Source organism: Bdellovibrio bacteriovorus (assembly GCF_001592755.1).
Classification (GTDB): Bacteria; Bdellovibrionota; Bdellovibrionia; order Bdellovibrionales; family Bdellovibrionaceae; genus Bdellovibrio; species Bdellovibrio bacteriovorus_E.
This window is the reverse complement of the sequence record NZ_LUKF01000020.1, coordinates 1-20,362: the sequence shown is the minus strand read 5'-3', so window position 1 is coordinate 20,362 and position 20,362 is coordinate 1. Positions and strand designations below refer to the sequence as shown.

Here is a 20,362-nt window from a genome sequence, read left to right as displayed (position 1 = left end):
ATATCGACTCGAGTCTGGATCCGTTTTCAAGACCTAAGTTCGGTAAGTGAAAACCTGTTTTTATCCGATATGGCATGTGCATGAAGCTTGAAAAAGAATTGGTCCAGTTAAAACCCTTGCAGCTCTCCCCATCAGGAGATGGTGGTACCGTGACCGTGCTTGAAACCCGTCAGAGTTTTCGCCTGAATTCGCTTCATTATTCTTATCTGGATGTTTTAAGAAATTCTGGTTCGATTGAAGGTCTGATTCAGTTCTTTCTGGGGCAAGGTTGGCTTGTTAGCTTTCGAGAACTTTATTCTTTACTGCAGTTTTTGATTGAGGAAGGGATTTTAACGAATGCCTCTTTCAAAAATTACTTTTCGGGACTGGCGCCAAAGGAAGTTCGTTTTCAGTCAGCGTCTTTCACTCCCGGCGCTGGCACTTCTGTGCGAGCGGAAGATCTTCCTTTCTTTCGATCCCTCGAGCCGCAATTAGCGCAGTTTCTTTTGCAAAAATCCGAGCGTCTGCGCGTTCCTGCAAACACCCGCATCACCCAAGCCGGTCAGCAGGATCGTGATTTGTATATTCTTTTAAAAGGCCACGCTTCGATCTACCGCGTGCTGGATGAAAAGCGCCGGCAATTGGTGGCCACTTTAAGTAGCCGTTCTATTTTTGGTGAAAGAAGTTTTCTTTTAAATCAACCGCGTACGGCGGATGTGATTACTACGATGGATTGCGAAGTGCTGCGCGTGCGTCACTTGCCTGAGTTCGATCAACTTATTAAAACCGACAAGGCACAAAGTCTGCAGCATCGCTTTTGGGTTCTGCAAGCTTTAGCCTCCTCGCCTTTCTTTAAAGACCTGCCGAATGAAAGTTTAGACAGTTTGATTTTTTCCGGGACATTGAAACAGGCCCCAGCTCATCAGACCCTTTTCCAAGAAGGGCAACCGGGAAATGCTTGTTATATTTTGGTTCAAGGAAATGTCGTCATCAGCCAGCGCGGAAAAAACATCAACGTTCTTGGACAAGGTTCCTGCTTTGGAGAGATTTCTTTGTTGATGAGCGGTGGCCAAAGAACGGCCACTGTGACCACACAGCAGGATTCTGTTTTTTTGGAAATCGGCCAGCAGAATTTTTACCGTGTTCTTTCACAAAATCTATTCTTGGCAAAAGAAATTGAAACTTTGGCGCATCAGCGTTTGCAGAGTGATGCGTTGAGGAAGTAAGGGCCTTTTGTCGCCTCGGACACACAATCGAAAAACTGTCTTCGACCATTTACTCTGCGGTTATCTGAAATAATCTTATAGAGCCAACAAGATCTATCTCCAAAAAATTTGATACATCTACTTAACTTATTAATTTAGTATGGGATGAATCTGCGTTCCCCCGGGTATTTCAATTCGAGGACTGTTATGAAATTAATTATTGGCGATAAAAATCTATCCACTTGGTCTTGGCGCGCTTGGTTGGCGCTTCACTCTTTCAACATTCCGTTTGTCGAGACTGTGGTGCTTTTAGATAAGCCTTCGACACAGAAAGAAATTTTGAAGCACTCCCCGTCAGGGCGCATTCCTTGTTTGATTGACGGAGATTTGACGATATGGGATTCGCTGGCGATTTTGGAATATCTGAATGAGAAATATCCTGAAAAGAAAATGTGACCGCAGGAGATGAAGTCTCGCGCCTGGGCACGATCTGTGGTCGCGGAAATGCACTCCGGCTTTGCCGAACTTCGTAAAGCGATGCCGGGCAATATCGCAAAAAGAATCACGAAAGATGTGACGGATATTTCCGTCGACATTCAGCGCATCGAACAAATCTGGAGCGAATGCCGAAGTGTTCATGCCGCTAGCGGACCGTATCTTTTTGGCGAATGGTCGATTGCAGATTGCTTTTATGCTCCGGTGGTATTCCGTTTTCAAAGTTACGGCGTGACGCTTTCAGGTGTCGCTGAAGAATATCGTCAGATGATGTTGAAACATCCGTCGCTGATTGAGTTAGAACGTCAAGCGCTGGCGGAAGTGAAAGAGACTTGATCGTTTTCACCTACCTGGAGCTTCCCGCTCAAAGAAAATACCTTTAGAGTCTTTTTTACGAGGTGTAAGCAAACCGCTTGTTGCTAATCCAAATTCGTTGGTTACCGGCTCATTCTACTTCCACCGTGGAAGTAGAATTGGGGCTCAAGCGGCGTTTCGGGATTTTAGGATCATGTATTCCAGTGATGCTGAGTTACTGCCACTGTGGTAGTAAGCAGCTGCGTTGGTATTTTAATCTACTGCCACGATGGCAGTAAGCATGAGCGTTAATCGAGACAGCTCTGAGTCAGCTATGGCTTACCCGGATTGATCGACACCACTTCGGAAACTAAGGTTCCGATTTTGATTTTGGATTCGATACGCAAGACGTATTTTCTGTCGTCGTCAGACAACCAGATGAAGTTGTCGCCGATAGGTTTGAATTTCCCTTTTAAGACGATATTGGGCTGAATCACGATGGCTTTCATTGGGCCCAGTTCAGTGTCGAGAACTTCGCGGCGAATGGCTTTACCGGAAAAAACTAGATTCTCGTTATCGTTCGCGACGCGGAAGGCGTATTCCTTTCCGGTTTCCCATTGGAAGTTTCTCATGTAGTAGACGGCGCTATACACGTTTTGCGTAAAAGGAAGGATGTCCCACTGTTGGCGCTTTTCTTCTTCCCCGTCTTCTTTGGTCACTTTCTTTTCCCAGAAAGTCGCTGTGTTCTTTTCAGTATCAAAAAGCATTTTCGCTTCACGAAGCTGTTTAGATTCTTTCACGTGAAGTTGAAACACACGAGGAACCAAGTCTTCAAAGTCGACGAAAGTTTCTACGCGGTCATCCACGCTATAAAAACTATTAAACAACTTACTTGTTTTGATTTCGATAGCAAATGTATAGGACTTGCGGTTATTCACCATTGCAAAAGGTTCGACTTTCAAGCGAAGCTCGCCCGCAGACACTTTGAAATAGTGAACGTCATGCACGACTTCCTCGCCCACGCGGAAGGGGTCTTTCAACGGACGGCGGCTAGCGCCTTCAAATCCTGCAGAGTCTTCGATGTCGGGTTGACGAGTTGCAGGCACTTCTGCTTTTGCCGTTTCGGCCTTAGCAGACTTTGCAGATTTCGCTGAACTTTTCTTTGTTTCTTTTTTGCTAGAGGTCGTTGATGCTGAGCCTACTCCGGTTGAAGAAGTCTTCGATGAAGCCGATTTCGCTGTGGCGGTTTTTCTCGAAGTTGTCGCAGATTTGCTGGAGGTTTTCTCTGGAGTCTTTGGAGCTGGAGCCGTGGTTACTGGAGCCGCCGCCGTTTCCGCGGGCTGAGTCGGGTCCGCTGGTGCCGGAGCCGGTGCTTCTGGTTTTACAATCGAGACGGCGTTTTCGAACTCGTCGTTCTTTTTCAGATTCTCGGACTTTTCATACTTCAAAATTGAAGATGAGCAAGAAGCCAAAAACATCACCGCAACGATTGATCCCAGAAGATTTGGCACTTTCACTAAAAATCCTTCCATCGACGATGCACCCACATCCATTGTTCAGGGTGCTTACGCACAATCTCTTCCAACTTGTTGTTGAAGGACTGTGTCAGGTTCAAGATAGTCTGATCTTTATCTTCGGACACACTTTGAGATGTGTCTATAGCTGGTTCAATAACTACATGCAGTTTTTTATCAGGGCCCTCGAAGGTATAAATCGGCAGAACCGGTGCCTTCGTCTTTTGTGCAAACAGAGCTAGACCATAGGCGGTGCCCGTGCGCTTACCGAAGAAAGTCGTCGCGACTCCGTAAGGCTTTCCCATGTACTGATCCAGAACGAAGACGACGGCAGCGTTTTTCTTCAGCGCTTTTAAAATCTCAAAGGCATTGTTTGGTCCGTGGGCATCGATGTACTGAACACCTTTGGCGCCACGAGTGGCAAACCACAAGTCATTGAACCACTGAGTTTTAAATTTCTTAGTGATGATGTAAGTGGGCTGACCTTTCATGACCAGGGTGTTTGCCGCCAGGTCCCCGTTTCCTAAGTGCAGAGTCAGGAAGAACATCCCTTTGCCGCCAGCGCGGGCTTTTTCAATATTTTCCCAGCCTTCAAAAACGGCATTCTTATCCAGCCATTTTTGCGACAAAGAAGGAATGAAAAAAAACTCACCGAAGTTATAGCCCAAATTATAAACCGATTCGCGTCCGACTTTTAGTTTTTGCTCTTCACTCCATTCGGGGAAGGCGATCTGCAAATTATTTAACACGATTTGCTTTCTAAAACCGAAGACATCAAACCAAAGAAACCCCACCCAGGAGCCCGATTTACGAAGCCAGGTGCGCGGAAACATCGAGCTAAAAAAGCTCATCACACTAACGAAGAATTTGACTAATAAGTTCATGAAGACGTCCCTTCTTTCCCTGCTCGGCCACCTCTAAAGAGGCACTCCATAGCAGCGAGGAGTCTGAGAAAAGCTGGCGCAGTTTCACCGCGTCCTTTTCAGTCGTGATAAGATAATCAGCTTTGGCTTTGCGGAACTCATCTTGGATATGAGCCACATCCGCAGCGGTGTATTGATGATGATCTCGATAGTGCAGGCTCTTTTTAGAAACCTCTCCGATATTTCTCATCATTTTCTCAAAAACGTCCGGGCGAGCGATCGCCGAGACCAGGAATAAAGATTTTCCTTTAAGCTCTTCACGAGCGATAACGGCTTTGGTCGCGACATTTTTAAGATGATTGATTTGATAACCGAGATAAAGAACTTCTTTACCTTTGGGAAGACGACTTTCTAACACCTTCAAGTCCGCATCGGGAGCAAGATTGCATTTCGAAAGAACTAAGACGTCGGCTCTTTCCACACCTTCCCAAGATTCACGGGCCCGGCCTTCTGGAAGGACCGCGTAGTTTTCGATGCTTTCTGTCGCATCCAAGATCACGATATTCAGATCGCGATGAAGTTTACGATGTTGGAAACCATCATCCACGATCAGTAAATCGAACTGATCTTTACTGACGGCGTACTTCGCCGTTTGCCACTTGCTTGGACCGACAAAGACCGCAACTTGAGGATTCGCTTGTGCGAGCAACACGGGTTCATCGCCATAGTAGCGAGCCGCAAACGGATGTCCGACATCGACTTGAGACGGACTTTCTACATCGGCGCGATAAGAACGGCTGATGACGGCGACCTTTTTTCCATCAGCAACTAAAGCTTTAAGGCAATAATCCGTGATGGGCGTTTTTCCTGTGCCCCCGACTGTCAGATTTCCGATACTCACCACGGGAACCGGTGCTTTATAAACACGGATCACACCACGGCGGTACAGAGAGTTTTTAACTCCGACAACTTGGTTATACAGAAAAGAAAAAGGCCTTAAGTAATATTTCATTTTGTTAAATATTTATCCAATGCTTTAACAACACGTTGAGTGGCTCCGCGATCGCCTAGGTATTTTCTAAGCTCTTCCAAATCATGAACGACTTGGGCTTTATAAGCAGGATCCACGATATATTTTTCTAATAAAGAAGCCAGATGTTCTGGATTCACTTCCGATTGGAATCTTTCCGGCACGGCTTCTTTGTTCAAAATCAAATTCACCAGACCGAAATACTTCGTTCCGCGCACGACCAGTTTCGCGAAAATGCCCGTCAGCCATTTCATGCGATACATGATGACCATCGGTTTTTTCAAAATACCCACTTGCAATGTCGCTGTTCCCGAAGCTACGAGCATCATGTCCACAAGATGAATCATGCGGAAAGGCTCGTCTTTCAGAAGTATGTAAGGAAGACGGAAGTCTTCAAGGTACTCCTGCATTTTTTCCTTCGTGAACGTCGGAGCCGTCAAGATAACGACTTTAAGGTTCGGATATTTTTTGGATAAAACACGCGCCGTATCCAGTTGAATCTGAAAGTGTTGTTTTAGTTCTAAACGACGGCTTCCCGGCATCAGACCTAAAACGATTTCATCATCGCGGATGCCGCACTGATTGCGGTGAGTTTTTAAGTAATCTTTGTCGTTCAGAAGCTTGTCGTCGAGTTCATCCAATAACGGATGGCCAACGAATTCCACAGGGACGCCGTGCTCTTCATAGAACGGAACTTCAAATGGGAAAAGAACGAAGACTTCTTTGCAGTACTTTTTGATCGTCTTGACACGGCCTTTGCGCCACGCCCACACTTGCGGAGAAATGTAGTACACAACCGGGATACCCATGGCATGAAGCTTCTTAGAAAGCATCAAGTTGAACTCAGGGTAATCCATGACGATCGCCACTTTAGGACGACGCTTTTCTGCTTCGGCGACCAGACTGTCAAAAACGCCTTTGAGGTGACCGTATTGAGCGATGATTTCTGCCGCTCCGACGACGGCCATCTCTTCCGATTTTCCTAAGCGCTCAAAGCCGATATTTTCCATGTCCTGACTGCCGACGCCGAAAGCATGAATATTACGACCTTGCTTCTTCCAAGCTTCCAGAATTCTTTGAGCATAGGTGACGCTAGAGGCTTCCGCCGCGACAAACAGAACCTGATCCATTAGCCCTCGATCATTCTTTGCACGTCTTCGATCGCTTTTAAAGCAACCAGACCGTCGACTCCTGTAACCACAGGTTTTTTATTATTGATAACTGCATCGACAAAGGCGTCGGTTTCTTTTTGAAGAGCGTCAGCTTTTTCTAAAGTCCACTTTGTGTACTTCACTAGCTCGTCTCCGCCAGGTCCCTTTTCGCCTTTTTCAAGCTCATGGATGCCCGTATTTGCGAACAGAGTGAAATCGTCTTCGATCACACGCACAGATCTAGTCATTGTCGAAGAAACACGGCTGACGTTGATGACACCGACCACACCGTTTTTCATTTTGATCGTCACAGAGGCCGTATCTAGTTCTTTAGATACAAGCTTAGAGCCTGTTCCAATCATGGATTCAATTTCGCTTGTGCCGCTTAAGAAGAACAACATGTCGATATCGTGAATCATCAAGTCGTGCAATACGCTGACATCGGCACCGCGCGCCTTGTAAGTCGCCATGCGAGTCAGTTCGATCAAACGCGGTTTTTTAAGATTTTTCTTCACTTCAACCACAGACGGATTGAAACGCTCGATATGACCGACAGCTAACTTCAAATTATTTTTTTCTGCTAAAGCCACAAGCTCTTCAGCTTGAGGTACAGTCGCCGTGATTGGTTTTTCAACATTCACGTGCACACCGTTTTGCAAAAACATTTTTGCCACTTCGTAGTGACTCAACGTGCTTGCCGCTACGGTAATTAGATCCACTTGGCCGATCAAATCTTGCGGACGGTGGAAGCTTTTTACTCCCAACTCTGCCGCAATCTTATCTGCTTGTGCGGGGAAGTGATCACACACTCCCACAAGTTCGACGTGGGGATTGTTTTTATATTTCTGAGCGTGGAAGTTACCTAAGTAACCCACGCCGATCACCGCGGCACGCAATTTCTGACTAGTCATCGTCCTGCCATCCTTTAGGGCTTCTATCTACAGCAATACCGCGTTTCGAAGACTTAATGAAGTTGATGAAGTATTCAATGTTAGGACTCATAACGCATTCTTGTTTAATACGCTCGATACCCTCGTCCACCGTGTGAGATCCCATAATGATGATACGAATGGCTTTGTGGACATTCGCAACTTCTTCACGTGGGAAGCCTTTACGAGAAAGACCGATTTTATTTGTTGCACGGATCGTCGCGTAGTTACCTTGTGCGCGCGAGAACGGAAGAATGTCTTTATTCACAATCGAAGAACCAGCGATGAAAGCACCACGACCCACTTTTGTGAATTGGTTCAGAGCCGAAACCCCGCCGATAGTGACGTTTTCTTCGATTTCACAGTGACCACCCAAGTGGCAACCATTCACGATTACAACGTTGTTCGCAATATGACAATCATGTCCAATGTGCGTGTAAGCCATCAACAGACAGTTGTCGCCAATGGATGTAACGCCGCCACCTTTAGGAGTTCCGATATTCACTGTCGTGAATTCGCGGAAGGTGTTGTTTTTTCCAATAACCAATTTTGTCGGTTCGCCTTTGTAAGAAACGTCTTGTGGCGGACCACCGATAACAGCACCTGGAGAGAAGTGATTGTTTTCGCCGATTTCCAGAATACCGTGGCGAGAACCTAAGGTCACATGACCTTCTACTAACGTGCCTTTACCAATTTTAACTTTACCTTGAATCAAGCAGTAAGGACCGATTTCAACATCGTCTGCTATTTCAGCTTCGGGAGAGATAACACTGCTTGGATGAACTTTATAATTTGCCATGAGTACTTTACCTTAAACTAGAAAGGGCCCTTGCAGGCCCTTTCGTTTTTATCCGAGATCTACTTTTCTTTTTCGAAGGCCGCGATCACTTCTTGTGTTAAATCCGCCTCAGGTGTTGCATAAAGCACCATCTGAGAGTTCTCAATCACCATCGTGTAGCCTTTGTCTTTCGCGATTTTCGCGATGACTTTTTTCATTTTTTCCAAGATAGGAGCCGTGAGTTCACGCTCTTTCTTTTGGATTTCAACTTGGCTTTTGCCAACAACATCACGGTACTTCAACATTTCTTCTTGGAATTCCGCTTGTTTTTTACCTAGAGCATCTTCAGAAAGAACAGACTTTTTCTTTTCCAAGTCTTCGCCCATTTTTTTCAAATCAGCTTCTTTCTTCTCTAGTTCTTTTTTCTTTTTATTGAACTCGCCTTCAAGTTCTGTTTTTGCTTTCTTACCTGCAGAAGTAGATTGAATAGCTTTTTGCATATCCACGTAACCTACTTTTGCTTCCGCGTGTGCGAAGGATGCCGTCATAAGCATGCTTAGCACGATCAACATTTTTTTCATCAATCCTCCTTAAAGGTTTAAAACTATATTCTTTGTTACTCTCTGCTAGTGAGAGCTAGTTCAGCTACGCGGGCAAAGCCCGCTGCGCCTTCTGCTCTACCGAGCGAGTCCAGTCTCCGCGCCGAGGCGCTGCGGCTTCTGCGCGCGTGCGCGCTAGAAACTAGGCCCGATCGAGAACTCGAACACGGTGGCGTCGTGGTAGAGTGGATCGCGGTTCAGTGGGAAGCCCCATTCGAAACGCAAGACCCCGATCGGAGAGTACCAGCGGATACCGAAGCCGACGTCTGCAAAGAAATTATCTTCTGACAAGATATCATCCGCAGCACCGACGTCGAAGAATCCAGCACCCATGATGCCAGCATCTTTAACTAAAGGGAACTGTAATTCCGTCTGGTACATCGCCTGTTGAGTACCACCGTAGAAACGCATCGCACGTTTTGTGGCTTCTTCGTCACTAATACCCGGGTTGTCCGCGATGATCTTAGCTTTGATCTTGTTGGATAGTTTCATTTTACCCACACGGTACGAACGGTAACCACGTAGGGAGTATGGACCACCAAGTAGATATAATTCACTGAACGGCACGTCTTGACCTTCTAAAGAATCAATGCGCGCGTAACTGATGTTATTTCGCCACACCACATCCCAGAACAGGTTTTTGTAGTAGCGGAAATTCGTGTTCATGCGAGTGAATTTCAAGTCTCCACCTAGACCTGCGTATTCATAAGACGCACTCGCGTACATCCCTTTCGTCGGCATTTGACGGTCGTTACGAGTGTCGTAATCAATCGTTGCCGTAATCGAACTTGTAACACCGGAAGCGGTTTCCAGAGGGAACAAATCGCGGTCCGTTAAAGATTGCTCTTCGCTATCGAATTTTTCTTCAAGCTGAGTGTCGTCGTATTTATAGCGCAAGTATCCGCGGGTGAACTCGGCCAAGGGGTGACCGAAACGGATGGCTCCCCCGGTGTGTTTTTCATCGTAGTCGGCACGTGCAGAGTTGGCACTTTGATAAAGGTCTCCACCGACGGACCAAAGAGTGTCGTTGAAGTAAGGCTCAGTGAACGAAAGACTGTAGTAACTTCCTGTATTACTGAGGTTCAAAGACGCACCTAGGTTTTGTCCTTTACCTAAGAAGTTCGCCTGATTGATCGAACCCTGCAAAGTGAAACCTTGAGATGTTCCGTAACCAGCTCCCAATTGGATCTGTCCGGTGTTTCTTTCTTTCACGGCGATGTCGACGTTCATCACTTCCGTGCGCTCGGGATCAATCGAAGTCTTGAAGTTCACTTCTTCGAAGTAACCCAAGCGTTGGATGTTTTCCAAAGACTGACGACGGCGGGTTTCATTGTAAAGCTCCCCTTCGTGGATTTTCAATTCACGACGGATGACTTTATCGCGCGTCTTCGAGTTTCCGATCATATTGATCTTACCGAAGTAAACTTTCGAACCCTTGTCGAATTCAAAGATCAAATTCACTTTGCGCTCTTTGGCATTGAACGCCGTACGAGGAATCACGTTGGCGTAGGCATAACCCAAGTCTCCGTACTTCGCCGTCAACTCACTGATGTCTTTTTGAAGAACGTCATAAGCAAAGACACCGTTGTCATCGATTTTGATGGCTTCATAAAGTTCTTGTTTCGGGAACAAGATGTCGCCGGCAAAATCCACTTCGCCGACATCGTATTGCTCACCCTCTTCGATGCGAATGGTGATGTAGATGTTCTTTTTGTCTGGAGTCACGGTCACTTGGGGACGATCGACTTTAGCTTGAACGTAACCTTGATTCCAGTAAAGGAAGCGAAGGATCTGCACGTCACGCTCGAACATTTCTTGCTTGTATTGACCAGAGCCCGAAAGACCCGAAAAGAATCCGCCCTCTTGAGTCAGCATTTTGGACTTCAACTGACTGTCACCAAGGTTTTTATTTCCTAGGAAAGTGATTTTCTTTACTTTCACTTTGTCGTTTTCACGAATCTTAAACACCAGACGAACGGTTTCATCTTTGTTGATGTTTTGAACTTCGGCTTCAATTTTCGCTAAGAAGTAACCCTTGTCTTCGTAAAGCTTTTGGATTTTTTCAACGGCTTCTTTTACTTTCGCCATATTCAAAAGCTGATACGGCTTAATTCCTGTGGCGTCGGCGATATCTTCGGATTTAACTTCGCTATTTCCTTCGTAAGTAATTTCGACGATGGACGGTTTTTCTAAAACTTTGTACGTCAGCGTAACGTCTTTACCGGAAACTTGGCGATCCACTTCGATGTCATTAAAGAATCCGAGCTTGAAAAGAGCTTCTACGTCTTCGCGGATGCTGAGTGCAGAATACTCTCCGCCCACTTTGGAAGTGATCTTGGTAAGAATCGCATCCTTTTCGATTTTACGATTTCCAGTGACTTCAATAGTTTTGATCATAAGACCTGAAGAAACTGGAGCTGCCGCTTGCACGGGAGCTTTGGTGTTTTTAGCGGTTTTCTTCTTAGCTGGAGCTGCCCAAACCGTCGAAGATAACGAAGTGATTAACAATGCACAAAGAAGCTTACTCAAAGTCTATTCCCCGCCAGGCGTTTTTCGAAAATCTATAAGATTTCTGCGTACTTACAAATTTATTGGGGAATCGTAACTTAAGACCAAGGTCCTGTCAAAGAAGACGCGCCGCGCTTCCAAGGAAAAGCGCGCAGTTAGCGCATTTTTGAGAAGGCTAAACGCTGGAAGATTCGTTTATTCAAGGCGCAAGGAGAAAGCTGTACAAATGTACAGCGCCGACGCAGCAACGCGGAAGAAACGAATCTGCCAGTGTTTAGACCCAGACGCCGTCTTTCATTCGGTATACTTTTGGAAACTTTGTCGCAAAGGTCAAATCATGCGTCACCACGACCAGTGCGAGCTTCATCTCTTCTTTCAGACGGAAGAACAACTCTTGGATCTTTCCACTCGTCTGCGAATCCAGATTTCCCGTCGGCTCATCGGCGAAAAGAATCTTTGGATGTCGCACCAAGGCACGCGCGATGGCGACCCGCTGCAACTCACCACCAGACAACTGATTTGGATAATGTTCTCGACGCTCAGCAAGACCCATGAATTCTAAAAGATGCAAAGCTTTTTCACGCGCCGCTTTCGGAGCTTCACCCGCCACGCGACATGGGATCATGATGTTTTCCAAGGCCGTGAACTCGCCCAACAGATGATGGAACTGGAATACAAATCCCATTTCCGCGTTACGAAAACGAGACAGCTCATCATCACTCATCGCCAAAAGATCGCGGCCTTCACAAAAGAGTTCGCCCTTATTCGGACGATCCAAAGTTCCCATGATTTGCAAAAGTGTACTTTTACCCGCGCCCGAAGAACCTAAGATCGCTAAAGCTTCGCCTTCTTTGATTTCTAGGCTGATGCCACGAAGAATTTCTAACTCTCCCGTACCTTGGCTGTAGGATTTGTGAATATCAACGGCTTTTAAAAATACATTAGTGTCATTCATTGCGAAGCCCTTCTACTGGGTTCAATCGGCCGCCGCGACGAGCGGGCGCCAATGTGGCGATGAAACAAATCAAAAGTGTGGCGATAACAATGGCGATGGAGTCAACAAAACGGATGTTCACATCGATCGAATCCAGACGATAAACTTCACCGGCAACAAGACCTAAACGGCTTTGCGCGAAGTTAAAGAGCAGGCAAAGAATAAATCCTAGAATAAATCCAAAGAACAAACCAATCCCGCCCATGAAAAGCCCCTGGAAGGCGAAGATCTTAATAATGTCTTTTCGCGAAAGACCGACGGTTTTTAGGATCGCGATGTCTTTGTAGCGTCGAACGACGTTCACCAGCAACGTCGAAGAGACGTTGAACGCCGCCACCAAAGTAATAATCAAGACAACAAAGAAAATTCCGGGACGTTCTACGCTGACGGCTTCGAAAAGATTTTCGTTAGAGTCTCTCCAATCGCGCACCCAGTATGGTGAACCTAAGACATGACTTAAATTGAAAGCGGCCTGACGTGCGTAGTCCACGTCTTCAAAACGCAGAAGCAAACCGGAATAACGATCTCCGATGTCGGCTAGTTTTTGTGTGGCTGCAAGATCGCTTAAAATGAATCTTTCGTTCCAATCATATTTTCCTAAATCCAGAATTCCTTGCAGTTGGAATTCCCCGACACGGCGCTGGAATTTTGACGGATCAACGGCGTCAGCAACAGGAACGACCACACGAAAACTATCGCCGACTTTTAAATTCATTTTTGCGGCAAGGCCTTTACCCATTAAGGCCAAGGGAACTTCCGACTCTGAAGAAGAACTTAAATCCGCAGAGCCGCTCATCACCCGGCTTTTGAAATTTAAAACTTTGCCGACTTCTTGAGTGTCCACACCTTGAATCAGGATGCCAGAGATTTTTCCTTGGTGAGCAAGAACCGCTTCGATAAAGACGAAGCGTGAAGATCCCACCAACGTGGGCTCGGCTTTTTTAATTCTCTCTTCAAGTTCTTTATAGTCATCAGGAAAACGCGAGCGCTTCACCACTTGCGCATGCCCCGAAACATCGGCCATCGCGTGCTTCAATGTTGATTCAAAGCCACTCATCACGGCCATCGATGCGACCAGCGCCGCCACACCTAAAACAAGTCCCAACAAAGACAATGGCGCCGATCCCCCGAAAAGAGTTTTTCGAGAAATCAAAAGTCGCCATGCAATCCACATTAAGGACTTATTCACTGAGGTTTCGCCTCTGTCGTGATTTGGGATTTTAGATAAGCCATGATAAAGCCATCTAAATCCCCGTCCATCACATCGTCCACTTGATTGGTTTCAAAGTCCGTGCGGTGGTCTTTCACCATTTGATAAGGGTGCATCACGTAAGAACGAATTTGCGATCCCCATTCGTTGGCTTTTTTCTGCGAGTTCATCGCGTCTTTTTCAGCATTGCGCTTTTCAATTTCCAATTCGTAAAGGCGCGCTTTTAACATCTTCATCGCCTTTTCTCTATTTTGGATTTGCGAACGCTCCATTTGGCAGGAAACAACAATGCCTGTTGGAATATGGTACATACGAACTGCAGAGTCGGTTTTATTCACGTGCTGTCCACCCGCCCCACTAGAACGGAAAGTTTCAACGCGAGTGTCTTCAGGACGAACTTCAATATTGATGTCGTCGTCGACCTCGGCCCACGCAAACACAGACGCAAAAGAAGTGTGTCGACGAGCATTGGAATCAAACGGAGAAATACGCACGAGGCGATGAACGCCCGATTCTGCTTTCAAGTAGCCATAAGCGTAAGGTCCTTCGACTAAAAGAGTGCAGGATTTGATCCCCGCTCCTTCGCCTTCGGTCATCTCGACAACACTGACCTTATAGCCGTGTTTGTCGGCATAGCGCGTGTACATACGCAGAAGCATCTCGGCCCAATCACAGGACTCCGTCCCACCGGCGCCCGAGTTGATCGATAAGTAAGCACTGTTCGTGTCGAGTTCGCCATTAAGAACTCGCTTTAATTCTAAATCTTGTCCGTATTTTTCTAAGGAATCGACTTCGGCTTTCACTTCGCTGAAGCTGCCCTCATCTTGAGCTTCCATTGCCATTTCCAAAAGAACTTTGGCATCGCTCAGTCGGTTGGCGAAAGAATCAAACTCTCCCACCGCTCTTTCAAGCAGGGTCTTTTCTTTATTGAGTTTTTGCATTTCTGCAGGCTTTTCCCACAGCGCGGGGTTTTCGGCTTGGATCGCAAGCTCGTCAAGACGCTTTTTCTTTTTATCTAGGTCAAAGATACCCCCGAAGTTCCGTCGAGAAACTTTCGAGAGCGCCGATTCTGCTTTTGATTTCCGATGATTCAGTAACGATAGACATAGGCCCCAGTGTATCTGGGGGACCTAGTCTGTCAAGAAAAACGCCTCCGCGAGCAGGGAGGGGAAAAGCTCTCGGAGGCGACAAGGGAGAACACAGATTCCCTATTACAATCTCGATGCCAGGGTGTGTTCGTTCGACGAATTGCGAAATATGGGAGTTTCAGAGTGGAAACTGATGGACCCACCCCGGTTTCGCTTAAAACTTGATCAAATCAAGGTGCGCAAAGTGTCTCTTCCGAGGGGATCTTTTATTTTTTGATCTTAAGCAGCAATATAGAGGAATTGAGCCCGATTTAGGCAGAGAGTTTTTTCAAAAGCTTTTCGAAAACAGCGTCCTGGAGGTCGAACATTTCTTTGGCGTCCTTTTCATTGGTCTCATGATCATAGCCCAATAAATGAAGAACCCCATGCAAAAGCATGTATCCCAATTCATGTTGAAAACTGAGTTTATGTTCTTTAGCTTGGCGCTTTAGAACTTCGGGACACATGACAAGCTCCCCGAAAGAAATCGGGTCCATCGAGTCAAAACTAAGGACATCTGTGGCGTAGTCTTTACCGCGAAACTCGAAATTGATTTTCTGCGCGGGCTTTTTATCTAAGAACACCAAGGTGAGTTCTTTTTTCGCGTGGGCGGCTTTGAGGATGCGACGTTTTTTAAGCTCACTGACCACTTCGTCCATCCATTCCGTGATGAATTTGCGAGGCACGGCGTGCTTAGATTCATTAACGATCAGAAGTTGCATTGGTGTCGCCCAATCCACCACCCGCGCTGCGCGGATAGTCGATACGTTGATGGTAAATACCCAGAAGAATGCGCACGAAGGCGGCTTCGACTTTCGAAATATCTTTCAGAGTTAGATTACACTCGTCCAGCTGTGCGTCCGAGAATTTTCTTTGGATGATATTTCGAACGATGTTTTGCAGACGCGCTGGCGTTGGTTCATCGAGTGAGCGCGCCGCCGCTTCGATACTGTCTGCAAGCATGCAAAGTGCAGATTCACGGAACTGAGGTTTAGGACCTGGGTAACGGAAATCTTGATCGCTGATTTCTGGATCGTCTTCTTTTTTTAGATCCAAAGCTTTGTTGTAGAAATAAGAAATCAACGTCGTTCCGTGATGCTGAACGATACCGTCTAAGATCGGCTTACCTAGTTTGTAGGCCATCCCCATCTCGATACCGTCTTTCACGTGCGCCACTAACAAGGTCTTACTCATGAATGGAGAAATGTGATCGTGAGGGTTGTGTCCTGGTTTTTGATTTTCAATAAAATAGTTCGCATGCTCCATCTTACCGATATCGTGGTAGTAGCACATAACTTTACCTAAGAGCGGATTGGCTCCGATCTCTTCGGCTGCGGCCTCTACCATCGAACCCACCATCATCGAGTGATGATATGTTCCCGGAGCTTTTACGATCATCTCTTTTAGCAATGGATGATTCAGGTTGCTCAGTTCAAGAAGTTTAACGTCGGTTGTGTAGTTGAAGATGGATTCCAGGAGCGGGATGAACATCATCGTGACGAGCGCGCTGAAGATACCGCCTAAGAAACCCGCGGGGATTGAAAGAAGGATTTCTTTAAGTCCGCCCTCTTGATCAAACTTCGTCATTGTTAAAATGAACGCGATCATCAGGGCATTGACTACACCCGTTCTGACCCCGGCAAAGTAAATGTCGTTACGAGTTTTGCAATTAAAGACCCCGCGAGCCGCCGCGATACCACCGACCAAGCTGACAAACATGAAGCTGTAATTGTAGTCGACCATGATACCCAAGCACACCGAAAGGAAGGCCGTGAAGAGCCATACGATTTCACCGTAGGAAATAAGCAGGCCCACCAACATCGGCCCCGCAGCCACCGGAGCCGCATACAGGAAGATGGCCGGAGGAATGATATGACCCATTTTTGAGGCGAAGGCCGCATCGGTGATGAACATGTAAATCTTTGTGAAAAGAATCGCTCCGAACGCGATAAGCATCATCACGGTCACGTCTTTAAACTCGATTTTCACTTTGTTCATCGTGAAACGTTTCAGGTACGAGAAGAAGACTAAAATCGCTACGGAAAGCATCAGGGCCATTGAAAGCGCCATGATGTCTTTTCGCTTGTCTGCGCGAATGTTTTCGATTTGTTTAATGACGGCCATCTGACCCGGTTGAATCACGGAGCCTTGAGAAATAATGGCTTGGTTCTTTTTAATCGTGATTGTGACCGGAATCACCGCATCGCGAGCGGACTGCCTTCTTGACGCTGTCTCTTGTTTATTCAAGGTCAGGTTCGGGACTAGCAAGGATCTAGCGAAATACAGAAGGTTGGCCTGGTCACTTTCAGAGAATCTGTTCAGGTCTTTTTTTGAATCGAACTCGAAATTTTCTGGCGCCTGCAAATCTTGGATTTCTTCACGTGGGATGGGGAACTCTTTACCCAAGTTGTTTTTATGCACGACGCGGGCTAGGACACTTGCTTGATTCGCCGGGATAAAACGGTCTGGGGCTTCTGCGATCTTTTTGTCGTACCAGCTTTCTAGGTTACGAATGATCACGGCTTCAATTCTGGGTGTGAACTTCAGATCAATCAGCCATTCGAACATGAAATCTGAAACCACCACTCCCAATTCTTTTTCGAATTGCTTTTTGTGCTGGAAGAAGTCCTTCACCTGACGGCGATGTTCTGACGGTATTGGCGACCATTTTGTTTCGCGGTAATACGCGCGCATGGTTCTGAAGGAGTGGATCAGGTTGACGGACACTCTTTCAAAGACGCTGGTGTCGTAGTCGTAAACGATCGGCACCGAATATTCGGCCTTGAAGCGCTTTTCTTCGGTGGTGACTTCGTCGGTCATTTCAAAACCGATCGGAGAAACCACATCGAATTTCGCGACGTCGCCGACGTTGAAGTTATAAGGAACGTCTAATTGATAGAAAATCGTATAAGAAAGAAGGACGCAGTAAAGGAAGATCAAGGCAGCACGGCGGATGAAGAATTTTTCTTCCATGACTTGAACGATGCGACCAAAGAAGGTTTTCTCTAGGCCAATGGAATCCACCCAGTCTAAGAACTTAAGACTGTGATCCTCATAGTTGACACGAGTCGTGGGACTCTCACCTTTTTTAGTTTGCTTACCTCGCTGCATATCCAGTTTTCTACCGTATCCTGTTTTGCGAAAATTGTCGAAATCACTCTGTAATTGTGCTAGCTATGAAGAGATTCCATCAGAAAGTCGAGGCTCCTTATGGCTGCAATTCCATCCAACTTACGTCAAATTGAGTCCTTAGTCGAGATCGTGGCGCGTCTACGCGGGCCAGATGGCTGCCCTTGGGATAAAGAGCAGACTCATGAGTCTTTGACTCAGTACGCAATCGAGGAAACCCACGAGTTGGTGGAGGTTCTTGAATATCCGAGTGGAGCTTTAAAAGACCAGAAGATGAAGGAAGAGCTGGGCGATGTGCTTTTTCAAGTGGTTTTGCACGCTCAGTTGGCTTCAGAACGTGGAGCTTTCACTTTAGAAGATGTCATTTCGTCCATTTCAGAGAAGCTTTTACGCCGGCATCCGCATGTGTTTGGTGACACCAAAGTGGCGGACTCTGCTGAAGTTGTTCGCAATTGGGAATCGATTAAGAAGGCAGAAAAGGCGGCTGATGGAAGTGGAGCTTCTGCTTCGCCTTATGCTTTGAATGTGCCTCCCCTTCCCGCTTTGCAACGCGCTTACAAAATCGGCAAACGCACTGAGAAGCTGCAGTTTGACTGGGAAGATGCGGAAGGCGCGATGAATAAGGTGGAAGAGGAGTTCGCCGAACTTCGCGAAGCGATTGATGAAGGCACCGACGAACAGGTGCAAGCGGAGCTCGGGGATGTTTTGTTTTCCTTGGCGCAGTTAAGTCGCCATTTGGATTTAGAACCGGAACAGATTCTTCGCCGCGGAAATGTGAAATTTGAGACACGGTTTAATAAGATGGTCGAACTGGCCGCCGCGGATGGGGTTGATTGGGGTTCTTTGAGTATGGATGATAAGGATAAGTATTGGGTGAAGGCGAAGGAGATTTTGAGGGGGAAGTAGGCGTTTGATAAAAGGTTTTGGCGCTGCCGGCAAATCACTTCGCTTGAGGCGACTGGTACTGGCCTTTATCCGCTAGCTTTGTCTTTCCTTCTATCTTCTATCTTTTATCTTCCCTCTGTCTTCTGTCTATATTGTCTTATTTTTCAGTCCTGCTCACCTTAAGATAAACTCCAAAGCTAGAGATTAAGAAACAAATTCTCCAATCTACTTAAATCGCCGTCCAGCTTCCATACGGTACTTCAACCTATTGTGTTGTGCGCAGAGCACCTGAAGATTATCTATAGAGTTATCACCTCCGCTCCAGCGCGGTCGAATATGATCGACTTGCAACAGCCAAGTACTTCCGCAGATTTTTCCGGTGGATGGGATTTTAAACTGACAGCAAGGTTGTTTTGCGAGCAGCATTTTCTTGACGCGCGTGCTTACTGCCACCGTGGCAGTAACGGAACTTTCGCCACTAGAATCAATGCGCGTCTCATCCGCGCGTTCATTCTTCAAAGATCTAACTTTAGTTTTCTGAGTGATAATCTTATCGCAAATATGTTCAATAAAATTCGGAATATCAGACGAAGATGATGAGTGTGCAAGAAGGGCTTGTGCCTGTTTCAACTTTTCATATTGTTCTTTGGTCAATGTGAATTCTAAGCGAACGCTTTCATCGGCTTGTACTTTAGAAACGGGAGCTTCAATTACGGGCAGATCAAAAAAAATGGCGATCTCTTTTTGCGTCTCTTCGTGGCCTCGATTGGCAATTTGATTCAAAAGTTCTTTTTTATCGTGTGCACTCACCTCTACATTGCGTTCTTTCGCAATTTCTCTTGCGGCTCTTTGTAGCATCGATATTTGGTTCAACTTTATTTCACCAGATTCTATTTTCTCTGCAGTCTCAGGAATCTCACGAAGAATTCGAGCGGCATCAATTCGTCTTTGTGCGCTTCCTCCGCTATAACCGACTTCTTTCGTGAGATAATCAAAAAGACTGGGATATCCTAGCTCTAAATATGAACGTCGACTGTCAATCTCTGATATTGTGAAGAGAATAGATTTCAAAAGCTTGCGCTCATTGCTCGCAAGAGTTTTTATTCTTGAATCCAATTCATTGTTTGTCATTTTTGAAATCGACATTTCAACACCTCACCCATGCGCAGAACATATCATGGGTTTAAATTGCTTTTCAGGATGTATGCCCCGAGAACAAATGAACCGCCCTTCAAACACTTCCGCATTGCGCAGACTGTGCAATATTGGCTCAAGATTCATTTTTAAAATAAATTAGTGGATTCGTTTAAGCATGGTCGTTTTACGGACACGGAAAACTCGTCAAGATTATTTCGACTAAATTTTGGTTTGTAATAAAGGGTTTTACTGCCATCGTGGCAGTGAGCAATTGCATCAAACCGGTCGCTAAGAGTTTCGACCAGTAACATTCTGTTCGAAATGTTTTACTCTGAATGAAGTGCGGTTCTGTCGCCCTATCTATCTATCTATCTATCTATCTATCTATCTATCTATCTATCTATCTATCTATCTATCTATCTTTCTATCTATCTATCTTTCTATCTTTCTATCTTTCTATCTTTCTATCTTTCTATCTTTCTATCTTTCTATCTTTCTATCTTTCTATCTTTCTATCTTTCTATCTTTCTATCTT

18 protein-coding genes are annotated in these 20,362 nt (G+C 46.0%); 4 read left to right on the top strand and 14 right to left on the bottom strand.

The window, feature by feature from the left end; genetic code table 11:
• Positions 1–80: 80 nt before the first annotated feature.
• The 3 genes from AZI85_RS16540 to AZI85_RS17810 all read left to right on the top strand — a co-directional run bounded on the left by AZI85_RS16540 (position 81) and on the right by AZI85_RS17810 (position 2,015).
• Entirely contained in the window at positions 81–1,205 is a 1,125-nt protein-coding gene (locus AZI85_RS16540) for a cyclic nucleotide-binding domain-containing protein (RefSeq protein WP_063245092.1), read from the top strand.
• 186 nt (positions 1,206–1,391) lie between these two features.
• Positions 1,392–1,640: a glutathione S-transferase N-terminal domain-containing protein gene (locus AZI85_RS17815; RefSeq protein WP_063245091.1), complete on the top strand. Its 249-nt coding sequence runs from the start codon at positions 1,392–1,394 to the stop codon at positions 1,638–1,640.
• 9 nt (positions 1,641–1,649) lie between these two features.
• The gene (locus tag AZI85_RS17810; RefSeq protein WP_063245090.1) at positions 1,650–2,015 is read left to right on the top strand and encodes a glutathione S-transferase C-terminal domain-containing protein; all 366 of its coding nucleotides are present in this window, start codon (positions 1,650–1,652) and stop codon (positions 2,013–2,015) included.
• A gap of 290 nt (positions 2,016–2,305) precedes the next feature.
• Here AZI85_RS17810 and AZI85_RS16525 read toward each other — a convergent pair whose 3' ends face one another.
• The 13 genes from AZI85_RS16525 to AZI85_RS16465 form a co-directional block, all read right to left on the bottom strand.
• Positions 2,306–3,505, bottom strand: a complete 1,200-nt coding sequence (locus AZI85_RS16525) for a DUF3108 domain-containing protein (protein WP_253721042.1) — start codon at positions 3,503–3,505, stop codon at positions 2,306–2,308.
• Positions 3,490–4,371, bottom strand: a complete 882-nt coding sequence (locus tag AZI85_RS16520; protein WP_063208424.1) for a lysophospholipid acyltransferase family protein — start codon at positions 4,369–4,371, stop codon at positions 3,490–3,492. The genes AZI85_RS16525 and AZI85_RS16520 overlap by 16 nt, the downstream gene beginning before the upstream one ends.
• Entirely contained in the window at positions 4,343–5,362 is a 1,020-nt protein-coding gene (gene lpxK, locus AZI85_RS16515; protein WP_063245088.1) for a tetraacyldisaccharide 4'-kinase, read from the bottom strand. Before lpxK ends, AZI85_RS16520 begins: the two co-directional genes overlap by 29 nt.
• A complete protein-coding gene (gene lpxB / locus AZI85_RS16510) occupies positions 5,359–6,510 on the bottom strand; it encodes a lipid-A-disaccharide synthase (protein WP_063245087.1) in 1,152 nt (383 codons plus the stop codon). The genes lpxK and lpxB overlap by 4 nt, the downstream gene beginning before the upstream one ends.
• Positions 6,510–7,442, bottom strand: a complete 933-nt coding sequence (locus tag AZI85_RS16505) for a Gfo/Idh/MocA family protein (protein ID WP_063245086.1) — start codon at positions 7,440–7,442, stop codon at positions 6,510–6,512. The genes lpxB and AZI85_RS16505 overlap by 1 nt, the downstream gene beginning before the upstream one ends.
• Positions 7,435–8,259 (bottom strand): acyl-ACP--UDP-N-acetylglucosamine O-acyltransferase, encoded by an 825-nt coding sequence (gene lpxA / locus AZI85_RS16500; protein ID WP_063208430.1) that lies wholly within the window; start codon positions 8,257–8,259, stop codon positions 7,435–7,437. The genes AZI85_RS16505 and lpxA overlap by 8 nt, the downstream gene beginning before the upstream one ends.
• A 59-nt stretch (positions 8,260–8,318) precedes the next feature.
• The gene (locus tag AZI85_RS16495; protein WP_063208432.1) at positions 8,319–8,819 is read right to left on the bottom strand and encodes an OmpH family outer membrane protein; all 501 of its coding nucleotides are present in this window, start codon (positions 8,817–8,819) and stop codon (positions 8,319–8,321) included.
• Positions 8,820–8,972: 153 nt separating this feature from the next.
• Positions 8,973–11,366: an outer membrane protein assembly factor BamA gene (gene bamA / locus AZI85_RS16490; RefSeq protein ID WP_063245085.1), complete on the bottom strand. Its 2,394-nt coding sequence runs from the start codon at positions 11,364–11,366 to the stop codon at positions 8,973–8,975.
• 253 nt (positions 11,367–11,619) lie between these two features.
• Positions 11,620–12,300 (bottom strand): ABC transporter ATP-binding protein, encoded by a 681-nt coding sequence (locus AZI85_RS16485; protein ID WP_063245084.1) that lies wholly within the window; start codon positions 12,298–12,300, stop codon positions 11,620–11,622.
• Complete coding sequence (locus AZI85_RS16480; protein WP_253721041.1) at positions 12,293–13,528, bottom strand: ABC transporter permease; 1,236 nt, start codon at positions 13,526–13,528, stop codon at positions 12,293–12,295. The genes AZI85_RS16485 and AZI85_RS16480 overlap by 8 nt, the downstream gene beginning before the upstream one ends.
• Positions 13,525–14,643, bottom strand: a complete 1,119-nt coding sequence (gene prfB / locus AZI85_RS16475) for a peptide chain release factor 2 (RefSeq protein WP_081111057.1) — start codon at positions 14,641–14,643, stop codon at positions 13,525–13,527. The genes AZI85_RS16480 and prfB overlap by 4 nt, the downstream gene beginning before the upstream one ends.
• Before the next feature lie 305 nt (positions 14,644–14,948).
• Complete coding sequence (ybeY, locus tag AZI85_RS16470) at positions 14,949–15,398, bottom strand: rRNA maturation RNase YbeY (protein WP_063245082.1); 450 nt, start codon at positions 15,396–15,398, stop codon at positions 14,949–14,951.
• On the bottom strand, positions 15,379–17,787 hold the full coding sequence (locus tag AZI85_RS16465; protein WP_063245081.1) for an HD family phosphohydrolase: 2,409 nt from the start codon (positions 17,785–17,787) through the stop codon (positions 15,379–15,381). Before AZI85_RS16465 ends, ybeY begins: the two co-directional genes overlap by 20 nt.
• Positions 17,788–17,886: 99 nt before the next feature.
• Here AZI85_RS16465 and mazG point away from each other — a divergent pair, with 99 nt between their 5' ends.
• On the top strand, positions 17,887–18,711 hold the full coding sequence (mazG, locus tag AZI85_RS16460) for a nucleoside triphosphate pyrophosphohydrolase (protein ID WP_063245080.1): 825 nt from the start codon (positions 17,887–17,889) through the stop codon (positions 18,709–18,711).
• A 204-nt stretch (positions 18,712–18,915) separates the two neighbouring features.
• On the opposite strand, the gene AZI85_RS16455 is transcribed toward mazG, so the two are convergent.
• Positions 18,916–19,836 (bottom strand): HNH endonuclease signature motif containing protein, encoded by a 921-nt coding sequence (locus AZI85_RS16455; protein ID WP_063245079.1) that lies wholly within the window; start codon positions 19,834–19,836, stop codon positions 18,916–18,918.
• Between the last annotated feature and the right edge of the window lie 526 nt (positions 19,837–20,362).